The organism is Dermacoccus sp. CCH2-D9 (genome assembly GCF_001556795.1).
Lineage (GTDB): Bacteria > Actinomycetota > Actinomycetes > Actinomycetales > Dermatophilaceae > Dermacoccus > Dermacoccus nishinomiyaensis.
Map to the genome: position 1 here is coordinate 1 of NZ_LSJT01000101.1, position 15,363 is coordinate 15,363.

The following is a 15,363-nucleotide window of genomic DNA, read 5'->3' on the forward strand; positions in this document are numbered from 1 at the left end:
TCGCCGCACCGTCCGCCAGGCACTCGCCGCTGCCGAACCCCCGCCCCGCAAGAGGCCGGTTCGTACGGCACCGCGTCTGGACCCGTACAAGCCGGCCATTGACGAGATGCTGCGCTATGACCTGACTGCGCCACGCAAGCAGCGTCATACCGCGACCAGGATCCTGGCCCGGCTACGCGACGAACACGGCGCCACGGACCTGTCGTACTCGACGGTGCGGGACTACGTGCGGGTCCGGCGCGCGCAGATCGATCTGGAGGCCGGGCGTCGGGTGGAGGCGATGGTGCCGCAGGACCACGCCCCCGGCGCGGAGGCCGAGGTCGACTTCGGCGAGGTCTACGTCATCCTCGACGGCGTCAAGACCAAGTGCCACATGTTCGTCTACCGCCTGTCCCACTCGGGCAAGGCCATCCACCGCGTCTACCCGACCGGCGGGCAGGAAGCCTTCCTCGAGGGACACATCGAGGCCTTCCACGCCCTGAGCGGCATCCCCACCCGACACATCCGCTACGACAACCTCACCTCCGCCGTCGTGCAGGTCATCCACGGCGGCGACCGGCTACGCGACGAGAACGAACGCTGGGTGCTGTTCCGCTCCCACTACGGCTTCGACGCGTTCTACTGCCAGCCAGGCATCGACGGCGCCCACGAGAAAGGTGGCGTCGAGGGCGAGGTCGGCTGGTTCCGCCGCAACCACCTCACCCCCATGCCCGAGGTCCCCAGCCTGGACGAACTCAACGACAAGATCCGTGCCTGGGAACACGATGACAACACCCGCCGCATCACCGGCCATGCGAACACGATCGGGCAGGACTACCACGCCGAACTCGACCACCTGGCGCCGTTGCCGGCCGAGGACTTTGACCCTGGCCTGATCCTCCACCCGCGCGTCGATCGCTCCGCCCTGATCACCGTCCGCATGGTCAAGTACTCCGTCCCCGCACACCTGATCGGGCAACGCGTCCGCGTCAGCCTGCGGGCCTCGTGCGTGGTCGTCTTCGAAGGCCGCACCATAGTGGCCACCCACCGACGCCTCGGCACCCGTGGGGTGACCCGGGTCGAGCTGGACCACTACCTAGAAGTCCTACGCCACAAGCCCGGCGCGTTCCCAGGCTCCACCGCCCTGGCCCAAGCCAGAGCGGCGGGGGCATTCACCGCAGCCCACGACGCGTTCTGGGCCGCAGCCCGCAAGACCAGCGGTGACGTCGCAGGCACCCAAGAACTCATCGACGTGCTCCTGCTCCACCGCTCCCTCCCCGCCGAGGCGGTGATCGCCGGCATCACCAGCGCCCTGTCGGTCGGCGCGATCAGCCCCGACGTCGTCGCCGTCGAAGCCCGCCGCCACGCCACCACCCACACACCCATCCCTACCACCCCGACCAGGCGGGGGACGGTCGTGAACTTGCCACCACGACGCCCCACCGACCCGCACCAGGTCATCGCGCACCTACCCGAGGACACTCGACCCCTGCCCACCGTCACCGCCTACGACGAGCTGTTGCGACGTCGCCAACCCGACCCCGCTTCGGCCACCGTCGAAGCCCACCACCACACCCCGACAGGAACCCCATGACCACCACCACCAGCCCCCGTCCGGCAGGTCTTCGCCGTCGTCACGGCCTCACCGAACAAGCCGCCCAGGCCGCGATCGACCAGGCCTGCCGCCGCTTGCGACTGCCCACCATCCGCTCCGTCGTCGACGAGGCCATCACCGCCGCCACCAAGGAACAACTCACCTACCAGGGCTTCCTCGCCGAGCTGCTCCTGACCGAGGTCGACGACCGCGACCGGCGCTCCACCCTGCGCCGCATCAAGAGCGCCGGCTTCCCCCGCGACAAGTGGCTCGCCGACTTCGACTTCACCGCGAACCCGAACATCAACCCCGCCACCATCAACGAGCTCGCCACCGGTGACTGGATCCGCCGCGGCGACCCGCTGTGCCTGATCGGGGACTCCGGCACCGGCAAATCCCACCTACTCATCGCGCTCGGCACCGCCGCCGCCGAACAGGGCTACCGCGTCCGCTACACCCTCGCCACCCGGCTCGTGAACGAGCTCGTCGAAGCCGCCGACGAGAAACAACTCACCAAGACCATCAACCGCTACGGCCGCGTCGACCTCCTCGTGATTGATGAGCTCGGCTACATGGAACTCGACCGGCGAGGCGCGGAGCTGTTGTTCCAGGTCCTCACCGAGCGGGAGGAGAAGAACGCCATCGCGATCGCGTCCAACCAGTCCTTCTCCGCCTGGACCGACACCTTCACCGACCCCCGCCTGTGCGCAGCGATCGTCGACCGTCTCACCTACAACGCCACCATCATCGAAACCGGCACCAACTCCTACCGCCTCGCCCACACCCGCGCACGGCATCTGTGATGGGGTGAACAACGACCGGCTGGGCTCTTGGGGTCAGCGGCGGCGACGAAGCCGCAAGGAATTGGTGATCACGCTGACCGAGCTGAGGGCCATGGCGGCTGCCGCGATGACGGGCGACAGGAGCCAGCCGAAGGCCGGGTAGAGGGCGCCAGCGGCCAGCGGGATGCCGACCACGTTGTACACGAACGCGAAGACCAGGTTCTGGCGGATGTTGCGCATCGTGTCGACCGACAGGTCGCGGGCCTTGACCAGGGCAGCGAGGTCGCCGCCGAGCAGGGTCACGTCGGCGCTCTCGATGGCCACGTCGGTGCCGGTGCCCATGGCCACACCCACATCGGCCGCGGCAAGGGCGGGGGCATCGTTGACGCCGTCGCCGGCCATGGCGACGGCGTGGCCCTGGGCCTGCAGGGCCTGCACGTGGCCGTGCTTCTGGTCGGGCAGGACGTCGGCGACGACCTGGTCGATGTGCAGCTCGTCGGCGATGGCCCGGGCAGTCGTGGCATTGTCGCCGGTGAGCATGACGACCTTCATCCGGCGCCGACGCAGGTCCTCGATCGCCCGCGCGGTGGTCGCCTTGAGCGGGTCAGCGATGGCCATCACACTGGCCGGCCGGCCGTCGACGGCCACGACGATCGCGGTCGCACCACGACGACGGTAGGCCTCCACCACGGCGTCCAGGCCATGGGTGTCGACCTGCTGGCTGCCCAGGAAGGCGGGGCTGCCGACGAGCTCGTCCCGACGCTCGAAACGGCCGGTTTCGTGCTTGACCCGACCGCGCGACGCCGGCAGGTCGTCGACGGTGCCCTGGCGCTCGCGAAAAGCGTCGGCGGCACGATCGACATCGACGGCGAGGCGAGCCTCGTCGACGAGATCACGAACCTCGTCGAGGAGCCGCAGGGTGTGCTCGGCACCTTCGAGGAGCGCTACCTCGAGCTGCCCGAGCAGATCCTTACCACCGTCATGCGCAAGCACCAGCGCTACCTGCCGGTGCGCGACGCCTCCGGCACGCTCATGCCGTACTTCGTCACGATGGCCAACGGCTCGATCGACGACGACGTCGTGCGCGCCGGCAACGAGTCAGTGCTGCGGGCCCGCTATGAGGACGCGGCGTTCTTCTGGGAGGCCGACCTCAAGGTTCCGCTCGACGACTTCCGCGCGCAGATCGACAAGCTGACGTTCGAGAACCGTCTCGGTTCGTTCGCGCAGCGTGCGGACCGCATCAAGGACGTGTCGACGAAACTCGCTGCGTCCGTTGAACTCACGGGCGATGAGCAGGCAACGTTGTCGCGTGCCGGCGCGCTCGCGAAGTTCGACCTGTCGACGGCGATGGTCGTCGAACTGTCGAGCCTCGCCGGAACGATGGCGCGCGAATACGCGCTGAAGGCGGGGGAGGCCCCGGCTGTGGCCGATGCCCTGTTCGAGATGGAGAAGCCGCGCTCGGCGGGCGACTCGCTGCCCTCCTCGACGCCGGGCGCGCTGCTCGCGCTGGCCGACCGGTTCGATCTGCTCACCGCGATGTTCGCCATCGGCGCGAAGCCGACCGGCTCGTCCGACCCGTTCGCGCTGCGCCGCGCGGCGCTCGGCGTCGTGTCGATCCTGCGCGGTGTGCCGGCCGTGGCCGCCATCAGCGTGAGCGACGGTTTCGACGCTGCCGCCGCGCGACTGCGTGAGCAGGGCGTCGAGGTCTCGGGCGAGGCGCTCGCGTCGGCGCTCGAGTTCGTCGAGGGCCGCTTCGGCCAGCAGCTGCGCGACGAAGGCGTCTCGGCGGCGCTCGTCACGGCCCTCAGCCCGAGCGCCGGAACGCCCGGTCGCGCGGCCGCGGTGCTCGCCGACGTCGAGGCTCTGCGCGATGACGAGGCGTTCCGCGCCCTCGTGCAGGTGACGCAGCGCATCACGCGCATCGTGCCTGCGGGCACCCAGCCGGGCTTCGATGCGTCCGTGCTCACCGACGAGGCCGAGACGACGCTGGCTCCGCTCGTCGAGGCACTGCCGGACCACTCGGGTGACTCGCTGACGCAGTGGTTCGCGGACGCCTCGGGTCTCACCGAGCCGCTCAACAGGTTCTTCGACGACGTCCTCGTCATGGCTGACGACGAGGCACTCAAGGCCGCTCGCCTCGGCCTGCTGCAGAGCGTCATCGCCAAGGCGCCGGCCGGCATCGACTACAAGGAACTCGACCGGGCGCTCGACGTCTGACCCGAGCGAACCCGATGGCCTCACCCCGTGTCGACGAGGTGGGGCCGTCGTCGCGTCCTCATGCGCCGTGTGCAGTGCGGCCTCGGTGCCGGATTCGCACGACTTTCGGGGTTGCCGGTGCGCAGCACTAGGCTTGTCGGCATGACGCACGACAACGAGAACGCAGACCTCTCCGACCTCTCGACCCTCGGTTTCACGACCCGCGCGATCCACGCAGGGCAGGAGCCCGACCCGCGCACGGGCGCGGTCGTTCCGGCCATCTACCAGACCTCGACGTACAAGCAGGACGGCGTCGGCGGTCTGCGTGAGGGTTACGAGTACAGCCGCTCGGCCAACCCGACGCGCACGGCGCTCGAGGAGTGCATCGCCGCTCTCGAGGGCGGCGCCAAGGGTTTCGCGTTCGCCTCTGGTCTCGCGGGCTCGGACACCGTCATCCGCTCGATCCTGCGCCCGGGTGAGCACATGGTCATCCCCACCGACGCCTACGGCGGCACCTACCGCCTCGTCGACAAGGTGACGAAGAGCTGGGGCGTCGAGTACTCGACGGCACCCATCGCCGACGTCGACGCCGTGCGCGCCGCCGTCACCGACAAGACCAAGCTGATCTGGGTGGAGACTCCGACCAACCCCAAGCTCGGCATCGCCGACATCACGGCGCTCGCGGCCGTCGCGCACGAGGCGGGCGCACTGCTCGTCGTCGACAACACGTTCGCCTCGAGCTACCTGCAGCAGCCGATCGCGCTCGGCGCCGACATCGTCGTGCACTCGACGACGAAGTACTCGGGCGGCCACTCCGACGTCGTCGGGGGAGCGGTCGTCGTCGCGAAGAACATCGGCGTGCCCGAGTTCGAAGACGCCGCGGAGCGCATCGGCTTCCACCAGAACGCGATCGGCGCCATCTCCGGTCCGTTCGACAGCTGGCTGACGTTGCGCGGTCTCAAGACGCTGTCGGTGCGCATGGAGCGTCACTGCGACAACGCCGAGAAGATCGTCGAGTTCCTGGCGAGCCGTGATGACGTCACGAAGATCTACTACCCGGGCCTCGCCTCGCACCCGGGCCACGACGTCGCCGTCAAGCAGATGAAACGTTTCGGCGGCATGGTGAGCTTCGAGGTGGCCGGCGGCATGGAGCGCGCGCTCGAGGTCTGCAATGCCACGAAGATCTTCACCCTCGGCGAGAGCCTCGGCGGCGTCGAGTCGCTCATCGAGCACCCGGCGAAGATGACGCACGCCTCCGTCGCCGGCACGGACCTCGAGGTACCGGCCGCCCTCATCCGTCTCTCCGTGGGCATCGAGGAGGCCGACGACCTCGTCGCCGACCTGCGAAACGCACTCGACTCCACGCGATGACGGGTGTCGTCGTGCGCCTCGTCCTCGCGGGCGTGGCGCTCGTCGCGGCGCTGTACCTGCTGCGTCGCGCGCGGGCGGCGCGCGCCGCGTGGGCGCGCGACGAGGCCGGCATCACGCGGGCGGAGCAGTGGTGGGCCGACACGCAGGGCGGCCCGTTCGACCAGGACCGCCCCGAGCCTCCGGCCGACGTCGTCGCCCACCTCGGGGCGCGGGGCCCGCGCAGTGATCTGCGTCGGCCACGGCCGGCCCAGGCCGAATGGGTCTGGGGCTGGCTGCTGCTCGGCGTCAGCGCGCTGCTGGCCATCTCCGTCGCGGCGCAGGTGACGACTGGCACCGTCTGAGGCGGACCAGCCGGCCGCGCACACCGGAGCCGGCGCACGCGTCGCGTCGGATGCACGAAGAGGGCAACCCCACCACGGGGCTGCCCTCTTCGTGTCGTGCCGAACGATGCGTCAGCCGGCGTACGGCTTCGCGTCGACGATCTTGACCTCGATCGTCTTGCCGTTCGGGGCGTCGTAGGAGGTCTCCTCGCCGACCTTCTTGCCCATGATCGCCTCACCGAGCGGCGACTGCTCGGAGTAGACGTCGATGTCGGCGTCCCCGGCGATCTCACGGCTGCCGAGCAGGAACGTCTCGGTGTCACCGAACATCTCGACGGTGACGACCATGCCGGAGTCGACGATGCCGTTGTCCTTCGGTGCCTCCCCGACGACGGCGTCGCGCAGCAGCGACTCGAGCTGGCGGATGCGGGCCTCCATCTTGCCCTGCTCCTCCTTGGCGGCGTGGTAGCCACCGTTCTCCTTGAGGTCGCCCTCCTCGCGCGCGGCTTCGATGCGCTTCGCGATGTCGGAACGGCCCTCTCCCTTGAGGTGCTCGAGTTCCGCCGAGAGACGGTCGTATGCGTCCTGCGTCAGGAAGCTGGAGGAGGTGGTGGTCTCGCTCACGGTCTTCTCCTTGCTGTGCTTTCGGGTCTCGCACGGTCTCCCGCACGAAAGAACAAGGCCAAGACGCTGCGGTGTCCGCCGGCGGCGGTGCGCGTCTCAGCCCAGGTGAAACCACCATTCTAGCGCCATGGCGCGAGAACGCACGTCGTCGACGGCTCTTGCGCGCGTCGTCAGCGGCAGAGTGTGCCGCGGCATCGACGCCGCGACGTCACTCGGCCTGAGCCTCCTCGCCCGTGTAGTGACACTCCTTGACGGTGCCCGAGACGGCGCGCGACGTGGTGCGCACGACGTCGGTGTACGTCGTCGAGTCGTAGGGGCTCGGCTTGAGCGAGACCGACTTCGAACCGAGGACGTCGCGGCGGTCATTGAGCGCGATGAGCGTGCAGGTCACCGGCTTGTCCTTGTCGCTGGGGATGACGTCCCAGCTCACCTGGATGCGATCGTCGGAGAGCACCTTGAAGCCGTGTTGGTTCGCGGTGACCGTGTTCGACGTCCACTGGATGCCGAACCAGATGCAGAACGCCGTCATGAGGACCACGCCGAGCGTGCCGATGATCCACCACTTGCGTTGTTCGGCCCGTGGGCGTTCGAGGGGCACTCGCTCTCCTTTGTCACAATGGGTGCTTCGCGGGTTCGCCTGCGGAGCAGTTCAACAGGTCTCACGATACGAGGTGTCAGGTGGCAGGCGGATTCCGGCTCATGGCGGTGCACGCGCACCCCGACGACGAATCGAGCAAGGGCGCAGCGACGATGGCGCGCTACCTCGCCGAGGGGGACGACGTCACCGTCGTCACCTGCACCGGCGGCGAACGTGGTGACGTGCTCAACCCGCGCCTCGTCGACGACCCGCAGGTCAAGAGTGACCTCGTCGCGCTGCGTCGCGCGGAGATGGCGAAGGCGCGCGAGGTCGTCGGCTTCGAGCACGTCTGGCTGGGCTTCGTCGATTCGGGTCTGCCCGAGGGGGACCCGCTGCCGCCGCTGCCCGACGGATGCTTCGCGCTGGAGCCGCTCGACATCACCGTCGAGGCGCTCGTGCGGGTCATCCGCGAGCGCCGCCCCCACGTCGTCACGACGTACGACGAGAACGGCGGTTACCCGCACCCGGACCACATCATGACGCACGTCGTGACGATCGCCGCCGTCCGCGCGGCGGGCGATCCGGACGCCTACCCGCACGCCGGTGCGCCGTGGCAGCCGCTCAAGGTCTACTACGACCGCACCTTCACCCGCGCGAAGCTGAGCGCCTACCACGAGGCCCTCGTGAAGGACGGGCGCGATTCGCCGTACCCCGAATGGCTGGAGCGCCGCAGCGACCGGCCCGAGGGGCGCGTCACGACGCGGGTGCGCTGCGACGAGTGGTTCGACGTGCGCTCGCGGGCGTTGCTCGCCCACGCGACGCAGATCGACCCCGACGGCATGTTCTTCGCGCTCGACGCGCGCGAGCAGGGCAAGGCGTGGCCGACAGAGGAATGGGATCTCGCACTGAGCGCGGTGCCGCTCACCCCGGACGAGGACGACCTGTTCGCCGGGCTCGGATCACCCGAGCAGGCGGATGCACTCGCGACGAGCGGCGCTGTCACAATGGTGATCGACGACGTCGTCGAACGGAAGGAACACTGATGGGCGGCAACGAATCCGTCGAGGTCACCGCAGGCATCTGGGGTTTCCTCGTGCTCTTCGGCCTGGCGCTCGCGTGCTGGTTCCTGTTCCGTTCGATGAACACGCACCTGCGCAAGATGACGTTCACCGAGCGCGAGCAGAGCGTCGGCGCACGCGAGGCAGACTCCGCGCCGCGCGGGGACGACGACCCGATCGGCAGCGCACAGCACTGATCGTCGCGGCGCCGGGGCAGGCCACCTGCTCCGGCGTTGATATCGTCAACCCAGCGCCACACCACGAGGAGGCAGCCATGCGCGGACCGGGCGACGTGCTGTACACCGCCTACGAGCGCCAACTCGTCAAGGGCCTGCCTCCCGAGCGTCTCCCGCGTCACGTCGGCCTCATGCTCGACGGAAACCGTCGCTGGGCGAAGAAGAGGGGCGCGAACACCGCGCACGGTCACAAGGCGGGCGCCGACAACATCGAACCGTTGCTCACGTGGTGCGAGGAGCTCGGCATCGAGGTCGTGACGCTGTGGTTGCTGTCGACCGACAACCTCAAGCGCAGCGAGACCGAGCTCGCGCCACTGCTCGCCATCATCGAGGACGTCGTCGACGAACTCTCCGCAGCCGGCAACCGCCGGTTCAACCTCGTCGGCGCCCTCGGGCTGCTGCCGGAGGCGACGCGCACCCGGCTGGAGAACGCCGTCAGCGCGACGCAGGACGGCGACGGAATGGTCGTCAACATCGCCGTCGGGTACGGCGGGCGTCAGGAGATCGTCGACGCTTTCCGCGCCATCCTGCTCGACGCGGCCGAGCGCGGTGAGGACATGACGCAGCTCGCGCAGCGTCTGACGATCGACAGCGTTGGCGACTACCTCTACACGAAGGGCCAGCCCGACCCGGATCTCGTCATCCGCACCTCGGGGGAGCAGCGCCTCGGCGGCTTCCTGCTGTGGCAGTCCGCGCAGAGCGAGTTCTACTTCTGCGAAGCGTTCTGGCCCGACTTCCGTCGCGTCGACTTCCTGCGCGCGCTGCGCGCCTACGCCGAACGCGAGCGTCGTTTCGGGTCGTGACGCGTCGCTGCGGCGGCCATTCACGTGAAGTTCATGCAGGCTTCTCAGGCTGGCCGCCGACCTGCGGTGGCGCCGCCGTTAGCGTCGAGGACGAGGGGTGCACGACGGCTCCTCGCGGGCGCCCGGCCGGCGCGTTCGCACCCGTGACCCGAGGAATCGACGATGACCCTGGCGGACACCCTCACGACGGGGGGCGCCGCGGGCGCGCTCACCTCGACCACCCAGCTCGAATCGGGCCTCAGGCCCGGAACCGATGACGGCGCGACGACGAACGCCGCCGTCGCCCAGCGCGTCAAGACGTACGTGCTCGACACGTCCGTGCTGTTGTCCGACCCGCGCGCGTTCACCCGGTTCGCCGAGCACCACGTCGTGCTCCCAGTCGTCGTCGTCACCGAGCTCGAGGCCAAACGTCATCACCCCGAGCTCGGCTACTATGCGCGTGAGTGCCTGCGCCTGCTCGACGACCTGCGCGTGCGTCACGGCCGCCTCGACCACCCCGTCCCGATCGGTGATGGCGGCACGCTGCGCGTCGAACTCAACCACACCGACCCCGGCGCCCTGCCCGCGGGTTTCCGACTCGGTGACAACGACTCGCGCATCCTCGCGGTCGCCGCCAACTTCGCGGCCGAGGGCCACGACGTGACGGTGGTGAGCAAGGACCTGCCGATGCGCATCAAGGCGTCCGCAACCGGGCTGTCGGCCGATGAGTACCGCGCCGACGGGGTGCCCGACTCGGGGTGGACGGGCATCGTCGAACGCAGCGTCGACGCGAGTGAGATCGACACCCTGTACGCGACGGGGCGCGTCACGCTCGACGGCCTCGAGGATCTGCCCGTCAACACCGGCGTCATCCTGAGCGCCGACGGCGAGGCGTCCGGTTCGGCGCTCGGGCGCGTCATGCCGGGAAACGTGGTGAAGATCGTGCGCGGCGACCGCGACCTGTTCGGGTTGTACGGCCGCTCCGCCGAGCAGCGCATCGCCATCGACCTGTTGAGCGACCTCGACGTCGGCATCGTCAGCCTCGGCGGGAAGGCCGGCACCGGCAAGAGCGCGCTCGCGCTGTGCGCGGGCCTCGAGGCGGTCATGGAGCGTCGCGCGCACCGCAAGGTGATCGTCTTCCGCCCGCTGTACGCCGTCGGCGGCCAGGAGCTCGGGTACTTGCCGGGCAGTGAGAACGACAAGATGGGCCCGTGGGCTCAGGCGGTGTTCGACACGCTCGGCGCCGTCGTGAGCAAGGAGGTCGTCGACGAGATCATCGCGCGCGACCTGCTCGAGGTGCTGCCACTGACGCACATCCGTGGGCGTTCGCTGCACGACGCGTTCGTCATCGTCGACGAGGCGCAGTCGTTGGAGCGCAACGTGCTGCTGACGGTGCTGTCGCGCATGGGCCAGAACTCGCGCGTCGTGCTGACGCATGACGTCGCGCAGCGCGACAACCTGCGGGTGGGGCGCCATGACGGCATCGCCGCGGTCGTCGAGAAGCTTAAGGGGCACGCACTGTTCGGGCACGTGACGTTGACGCGGTCGGAACGCAGCCCCATCGCGGCGCTCGTGACGTCGGTGCTCGCGAACTGACGGCCGGCGCGTGGGCTGATCGTCGCGCCGGTGCTCGCGAACTGACGGCCGGCGCGTGGGCTGATCGTGTCGCCGACGCGTGGGGCCTGACGGGGTCTGGCCGCGTGCACGCTGCGTCCGATGTGAGCCGGTGGCGGCGGTGTCGGTGTGGCGCGCGCGCAGTGGGCTCGTGACTGGGTAGCGTGTGCTTCGACGATCCGCCGCGGGGAGGTGGCGGGTCACCGATCGTGAGGAAGGCTCGACCGTGCGTCTCGTCCAGAACAAGCTCTTCGGGATCGCGTACTGGGTTGTCGCGTTCGTCGCGACGGTCTTCGCCGCGGTCAGTGCCGGGAAGGCGTCGTCGGGTGCGGCGCCGGAGTTCGGGGAGAGCAAGCGCACGGGCGTCGGCTCGCAGTTCCTGTTCGGCGCGGGGGGTGGCTTGCTCGCGGGTCTCGCGGTGGCGGCGCTGTTCGCCGTCGTCTGGATGGCGTTGTGGGCGGCGGATCGCCGTCGTCACCCGGATGAGGAGTCGCGCGACGACTTCGACACTCTCGACGATCTGGATGACGACTTCGACGCAGCCGAGCGCCGCCACGGGGCCTTCGACCAGGACGACGAGGTCTTCGGGCGCGACGACGTCCGCGACCGTTTCGATTCCGACGAGCACGCCCGCACCCACTGACCCGTCAGGGGTGCAGGACCGCCTTGCCCGCAGACCACCAGCTTGACGGCCGCATCGGTACGCGCCGGTGCAGGTGCGCGAGTTGCTCTGACGTCCCGCTCGCCGACCGCTCATTGCGCAGGCAACCTTGCGTGATGGCGGCGAGGGACATCACAGCTTCCTCAGTTTGACGCTGTCGACGGCGTGGTTGCTGCTCTTGCGCAGGATGGCGGTGGCGCGGCCGCGGGTGGGTTGGACGTTGTCGATGAGGTTGGGCAGGTTGATGCTCTCCCAGATGCGGGTGGCGAGGGTGACGGCTTCGTCGTCGTCGAGTCGGGCGTAGCGGTGGAAGTAGGAGTCGGGGTCGGCGAACGCAGTTTCGCGTAGGCGCAGGAACCGGTTGATGTACCACTCGCGGATGTCGGTTTCGCGGGCGTCGACGTAGACGCTGAAGTCGAAGAAGTCGCTGACGGTGAGCGTCGAGCGGGTGGGTTGCCCGGGCGTCGAGACAGGTGGTTGCAGGACGTTGAGGCCTTCGACGATGAGGATGTCGGGTTGGCGCACGACGATTTTCTCGTCCGGCACGATGTCGTAGACGAGGTGGCTGTAGACGGGCGCTTCGACTTCCGCCTTGCCGCCCTTGACCTCGGCGACGAAGCGGACGAGGGCGCGTCGGTCGTAGCTCTCGGGGAAGCCTTTGCGGTCCATGATGCCGCGGCGTTCGAGTTCGGCGTTGGGGTAGAGGAAGCCGTCGGTGGTGATGAGTTCGACGCGGGGCGTGTCGGGCCAGCGCGCGAGCAGTTCTTGCAGGACGCGGGCGGTCGTCGACTTGCCGACGGCGACGGAGCCGGCGACGCCGATGATGAAGGGTGTCTTGGCGGGGCGTTCCTGGAGGAAGTCCGTCGTCGTGCGGTGCAGGTTCTGCGTCGCGGCGGCGTAGAAGTTGAGCAGGCGCGAAAGGGGAAGGTAGACGTCCTCGACCTCGGCGAGGTCGATGCGTTCGCCGAGCCCGGCGAGGCGGCGCACGTCGTCGCTCGTCAGGTCGATGGGGTGGGTGTCGCGCAGGCGGGCCCAGTCGGCTCGGGTGAGTTCGACGTAGGGGCTCGGCAGCGGCGGGTGGTGGGCGCGGGTCACGGTGTCATTGTGCCAAGTCCGTGCGGGGACGGCTTCGTGAACGTTGGGGGATTCGTGGGCGGCGCGCGCGTGCCGGTAGTCTGAATCGCATGTGTGGAATCGTTGGATACGTCGGCTCGAAGGTCGACGAGCGCGCTGAGGCCGTCGTCATGGAGGGCCTCGCCCGCCTCGAGTACCGCGGCTACGACTCGGCCGGCATCGCCCTGGTGACGGGCGATCACGTCTCGACGGCGAAGAAGGCCGGCAAGCTGGCCAACCTGCGCGCCGAGCTGGAGAACCACCCGCTTCCCGCGAGTGCGACCGGCATCGGTCACACGCGCTGGGCGACGCACGGTGGCCCGACGGACGCGAACGCCCACCCGCACCGTGGCGGCACGGACGGCAAGCTGGCGCTCATCCACAACGGCATCATCGAGAACTTCCACCCGCTGCGCGCGCAGCTGCTCGAGGACGGCGTCGAGTTCGCGTCCGAGACGGACACCGAGGTCGTCGCGCACCTGCTCGCGAAGGCGTACGCGGGCGATCTGAAGGACGCGATGCTCGAGGTCGTCAACCGTCTCGAGGGCGCGTTCACGCTCCTCGCCGTGCACGCCGACAGCCCGAACCAGGTCGTCGCGGCGCGCCGCAACTCGCCGCTCGTCATCGGCCTCGGTGAGGGCGAGAACTTCCTCGGCTCCGACGTCGCCGCCTTCATCGGGTACACCAAGGAGGCGATGGAGGTCGACCAGGACCAGGTCGTCGTCATCACCCCCGAGGCCGTCGAGGTGTGCAACTTCGACGGTTCCGCGGCGCAGGGCAAGACGTTCCACGTCGACTGGGACGCGGCGTCCGCCGAGAAGGGCGGCTACGACACGTTCATGGAGAAGGAGATCTTCGACCAGCCGGACGCGGTGCGCGACACGCTGCTCGGCCGTACGGACGAGGCAGGGCGCCTGACGCTCGACGAGATCCGCATCTCCGAAGAGGACCTCAAGGCCATCGACCGCATCACGATCGTCGCGTGTGGTACCGCCGCGTACGCGGGCATGGTCGCCAAGTACGCGATCGAGCACTGGACGCGCATCCCGGTCGAGGTGTCGCTCGCGCACGAGTTCCGCTACTGCGACCCGATCGTCTCCGAGCGCACGCTGGTCGTGTCGATCTCGCAGTCGGGCGAGACGATGGACACGCTCATGGCCGTCAAGCACGCCAAGGAGCTCGGCGCCCGCACGCTGTCGATCTGCAACACGCATGGCGCGACGATTCCGCGCGAGTCCGACGCCGTGCTCTACACGCACGCCGGCCCGGAGATCGCGGTGGCCTCGACGAAGGCGTTCCTCGCGCAGATCACGGCCTGCTACATCCTCGGCCTCTACCTCGCGCAGCTGCGCGGCGGCACGTACGCCGACGACGCGGCCAAGGTCATGGGCGAGCTGCAGGAGATGCCGGCCAAGATCGAGGAGGTGCTCGGCCACCTCGAGCGCACCCGCGAGATCGCCCGCTTCATGGCCGACACCCGCTCGGTGCTGTTCCTCGGCCGCAACGTCGGCTACCCGATCGCGATGGAGGGTGCGCTCAAGCTCAAGGAGCTCGCCTACATCCACGCCGAGGGCTTCGCCGCCGGTGAGCTCAAGCATGGCCCGATCGCGCTGATCGACGCCGGGCAGCCGGTGTTCATCGTGGTGCCCGGCCCCGACACGCCGCACGGTCTGCACGGCAAGGTCGTCTCCAACATCCAGGAGATCCGTGCGCGCGGCGCACGTACGCTCGTCATCGCGGAGGAGGGCGACGAAGCCGTCATGCCGTTCGCGGACGAGGTCATCCGCATCCCGAAGTCGGCTCCGCTGCTCGCACCGCTGCTCGCCATCGTGCCGCTGCAGGTGTTCTCCCTCGAACTGTCGACGGCCAAGGGCCTTGACGTCGACCAGCCGCGCAACCTGGCCAAGAGCGTCACCGTGGAGTGATGCGCGCCGACGCCGACGGGGCGCTCCCACCATCATGTGGGGGCGCCCCGTCGTATGCAGGCGGCCTGCGTCGCGAGGCCCGGTCGCCCCGTTCGTCAACGACGGCGCCGTGTTGCTCGGGGCTCGGTCTCGAGGCGACAAGTGATTGACTGAACTCATGATCGTGGGAGTGGGCATCGACGTCGTCGAGATCGACCGGTTCGCCGAGACACTGGAAAGCTCGCCCGGAATGCGTGAGCGCTTGTTCACACCGCTGGAGCGTGATCTGCACGTGCGCTCGCTCGCGGCCCGGTTCGCGGCGAAGGAGGCGTTGAGCAAGGCGCTCGGCGCGCCGCCCGGGATGAGCTGGCAGGACGCGGAGGTCGACACCAACGCGCAGGGGCAACCGTTCCTGCGCACGGGCGGGACGGTCGCCTCCCGCATGGACGACCTCGGTGTCGACGCTCTGCACCTCTCGCTGACTCACGACGGTGGCATCGCGTCGGCCGTCGTCATCGCGGAGGCATGACGATGAGTTGCACTACGGGTCAC

The 15,363-nt window shown here is 69.1% G+C and carries 16 protein-coding genes; 12 read left to right on the top strand and 4 right to left on the bottom strand.

From position 1 onward, the window contains the following. Positions 1 to 1,573 (top strand): IS21 family transposase (gene istA / locus AX669_RS08705; RefSeq protein WP_062258012.1); only part of this gene is annotated, 1,573 nt, incomplete at its 5' end. Beyond that, a complete protein-coding gene (gene istB, locus AX669_RS08710) occupies positions 1,570 to 2,376 on the top strand; it encodes an IS21-like element helper ATPase IstB (RefSeq protein ID WP_062257856.1) in 807 nt (268 codons plus the stop codon). The genes istA and istB, both read left to right, overlap by 4 nt. Positions 2,377 to 2,409: 33 nt before the next feature. Here istB and AX669_RS08715 read toward each other — a convergent pair whose 3' ends face one another. Then, complete coding sequence (locus AX669_RS08715; RefSeq protein ID WP_231729528.1) at positions 2,410 to 3,165, bottom strand: HAD-IC family P-type ATPase; 756 nt, start codon at positions 3,163 to 3,165, stop codon at positions 2,410 to 2,412. Here AX669_RS08715 and glyS point away from each other — a divergent pair. From glyS to AX669_RS08730, 3 genes are all read left to right on the top strand, one after another. Then, positions 3,058 to 4,572, top strand: a complete 1,515-nt coding sequence (gene glyS / locus AX669_RS08720) for a glycine--tRNA ligase subunit beta (RefSeq protein ID WP_231729518.1) — start codon at positions 3,058 to 3,060, stop codon at positions 4,570 to 4,572. The genes AX669_RS08715 and glyS overlap by 108 nt on opposite strands. A gap of 141 nt (positions 4,573 to 4,713) precedes the next feature. Next, on the top strand, positions 4,714 to 5,922 hold the full coding sequence (locus AX669_RS08725; protein WP_062257859.1) for a cystathionine gamma-synthase: 1,209 nt from the start codon (positions 4,714 to 4,716) through the stop codon (positions 5,920 to 5,922). Then, positions 5,919 to 6,263, top strand: coding sequence for a hypothetical protein (locus AX669_RS08730; protein WP_062257861.1), 345 nt, complete (start codon positions 5,919 to 5,921; stop codon positions 6,261 to 6,263). The genes AX669_RS08725 and AX669_RS08730 overlap by 4 nt, the downstream gene beginning before the upstream one ends. A 111-nt stretch (positions 6,264 to 6,374) precedes the next feature. On the opposite strand, the gene greA is transcribed toward AX669_RS08730, so the two are convergent. Continuing rightward, a complete protein-coding gene (greA, locus tag AX669_RS08735; RefSeq protein ID WP_006944071.1) occupies positions 6,375 to 6,866 on the bottom strand; it encodes a transcription elongation factor GreA in 492 nt (163 codons plus the stop codon). Positions 6,867 to 7,074: 208 nt separating this feature from the next. Then, on the bottom strand, positions 7,075 to 7,464 hold the full coding sequence (locus AX669_RS08740; RefSeq protein WP_062257864.1) for a DUF4307 domain-containing protein: 390 nt from the start codon (positions 7,462 to 7,464) through the stop codon (positions 7,075 to 7,077). Between the two features lie 80 nt (positions 7,465 to 7,544). Here AX669_RS08740 and mca point away from each other — a divergent pair, with 80 nt between their 5' ends. The 5 genes from mca to AX669_RS08765 all read left to right on the top strand — a co-directional run bounded on the left by mca (position 7,545) and on the right by AX669_RS08765 (position 11,776). Beyond that, positions 7,545 to 8,486, top strand: a complete 942-nt coding sequence (gene mca / locus AX669_RS08745; protein WP_062257866.1) for a mycothiol conjugate amidase Mca — start codon at positions 7,545 to 7,547, stop codon at positions 8,484 to 8,486. Beyond that, the gene (locus AX669_RS08750) at positions 8,486 to 8,698 is read left to right on the top strand and encodes a hypothetical protein (RefSeq protein ID WP_006944099.1); all 213 of its coding nucleotides are present in this window, start codon (positions 8,486 to 8,488) and stop codon (positions 8,696 to 8,698) included. Before mca ends, AX669_RS08750 begins: the two co-directional genes overlap by 1 nt. A gap of 77 nt (positions 8,699 to 8,775) precedes the next feature. Beyond that, on the top strand, positions 8,776 to 9,540 hold the full coding sequence (locus AX669_RS08755; protein ID WP_062257868.1) for an isoprenyl transferase: 765 nt from the start codon (positions 8,776 to 8,778) through the stop codon (positions 9,538 to 9,540). Positions 9,541 to 9,702: 162 nt separating this feature from the next. Continuing rightward, positions 9,703 to 11,115 carry a PhoH family protein gene (locus AX669_RS08760; RefSeq protein WP_062257870.1) on the top strand — a complete coding sequence of 471 codons (1,413 nt, stop codon included), beginning with the start codon at positions 9,703 to 9,705 and terminating at the stop codon, positions 11,113 to 11,115. A 244-nt stretch (positions 11,116 to 11,359) separates the two neighbouring features. Continuing rightward, positions 11,360 to 11,776, top strand: coding sequence for a hypothetical protein (locus tag AX669_RS08765; RefSeq protein WP_062257871.1), 417 nt, complete (start codon positions 11,360 to 11,362; stop codon positions 11,774 to 11,776). Positions 11,777 to 11,926: 150 nt separating this feature from the next. Here AX669_RS08765 and coaA read toward each other — a convergent pair whose 3' ends face one another. Further along, complete coding sequence (gene coaA / locus AX669_RS08770; RefSeq protein ID WP_006944139.1) at positions 11,927 to 12,889, bottom strand: type I pantothenate kinase; 963 nt, start codon at positions 12,887 to 12,889, stop codon at positions 11,927 to 11,929. Positions 12,890 to 12,978: 89 nt separating this feature from the next. Between coaA and glmS the strand changes: the two genes are divergently transcribed. Together glmS and AX669_RS08780 are read left to right on the top strand one after the other, a co-directional pair. Then, complete coding sequence (gene glmS, locus AX669_RS08775) at positions 12,979 to 14,832, top strand: glutamine--fructose-6-phosphate transaminase (isomerizing) (protein ID WP_062257873.1); 1,854 nt, start codon at positions 12,979 to 12,981, stop codon at positions 14,830 to 14,832. A 157-nt stretch (positions 14,833 to 14,989) separates the two neighbouring features. Then, positions 14,990 to 15,340, top strand: a complete 351-nt coding sequence (locus AX669_RS08780; protein WP_038569133.1) for a holo-ACP synthase — start codon at positions 14,990 to 14,992, stop codon at positions 15,338 to 15,340. The last annotated feature ends 23 nt before the right edge of the window (positions 15,341 to 15,363 follow it).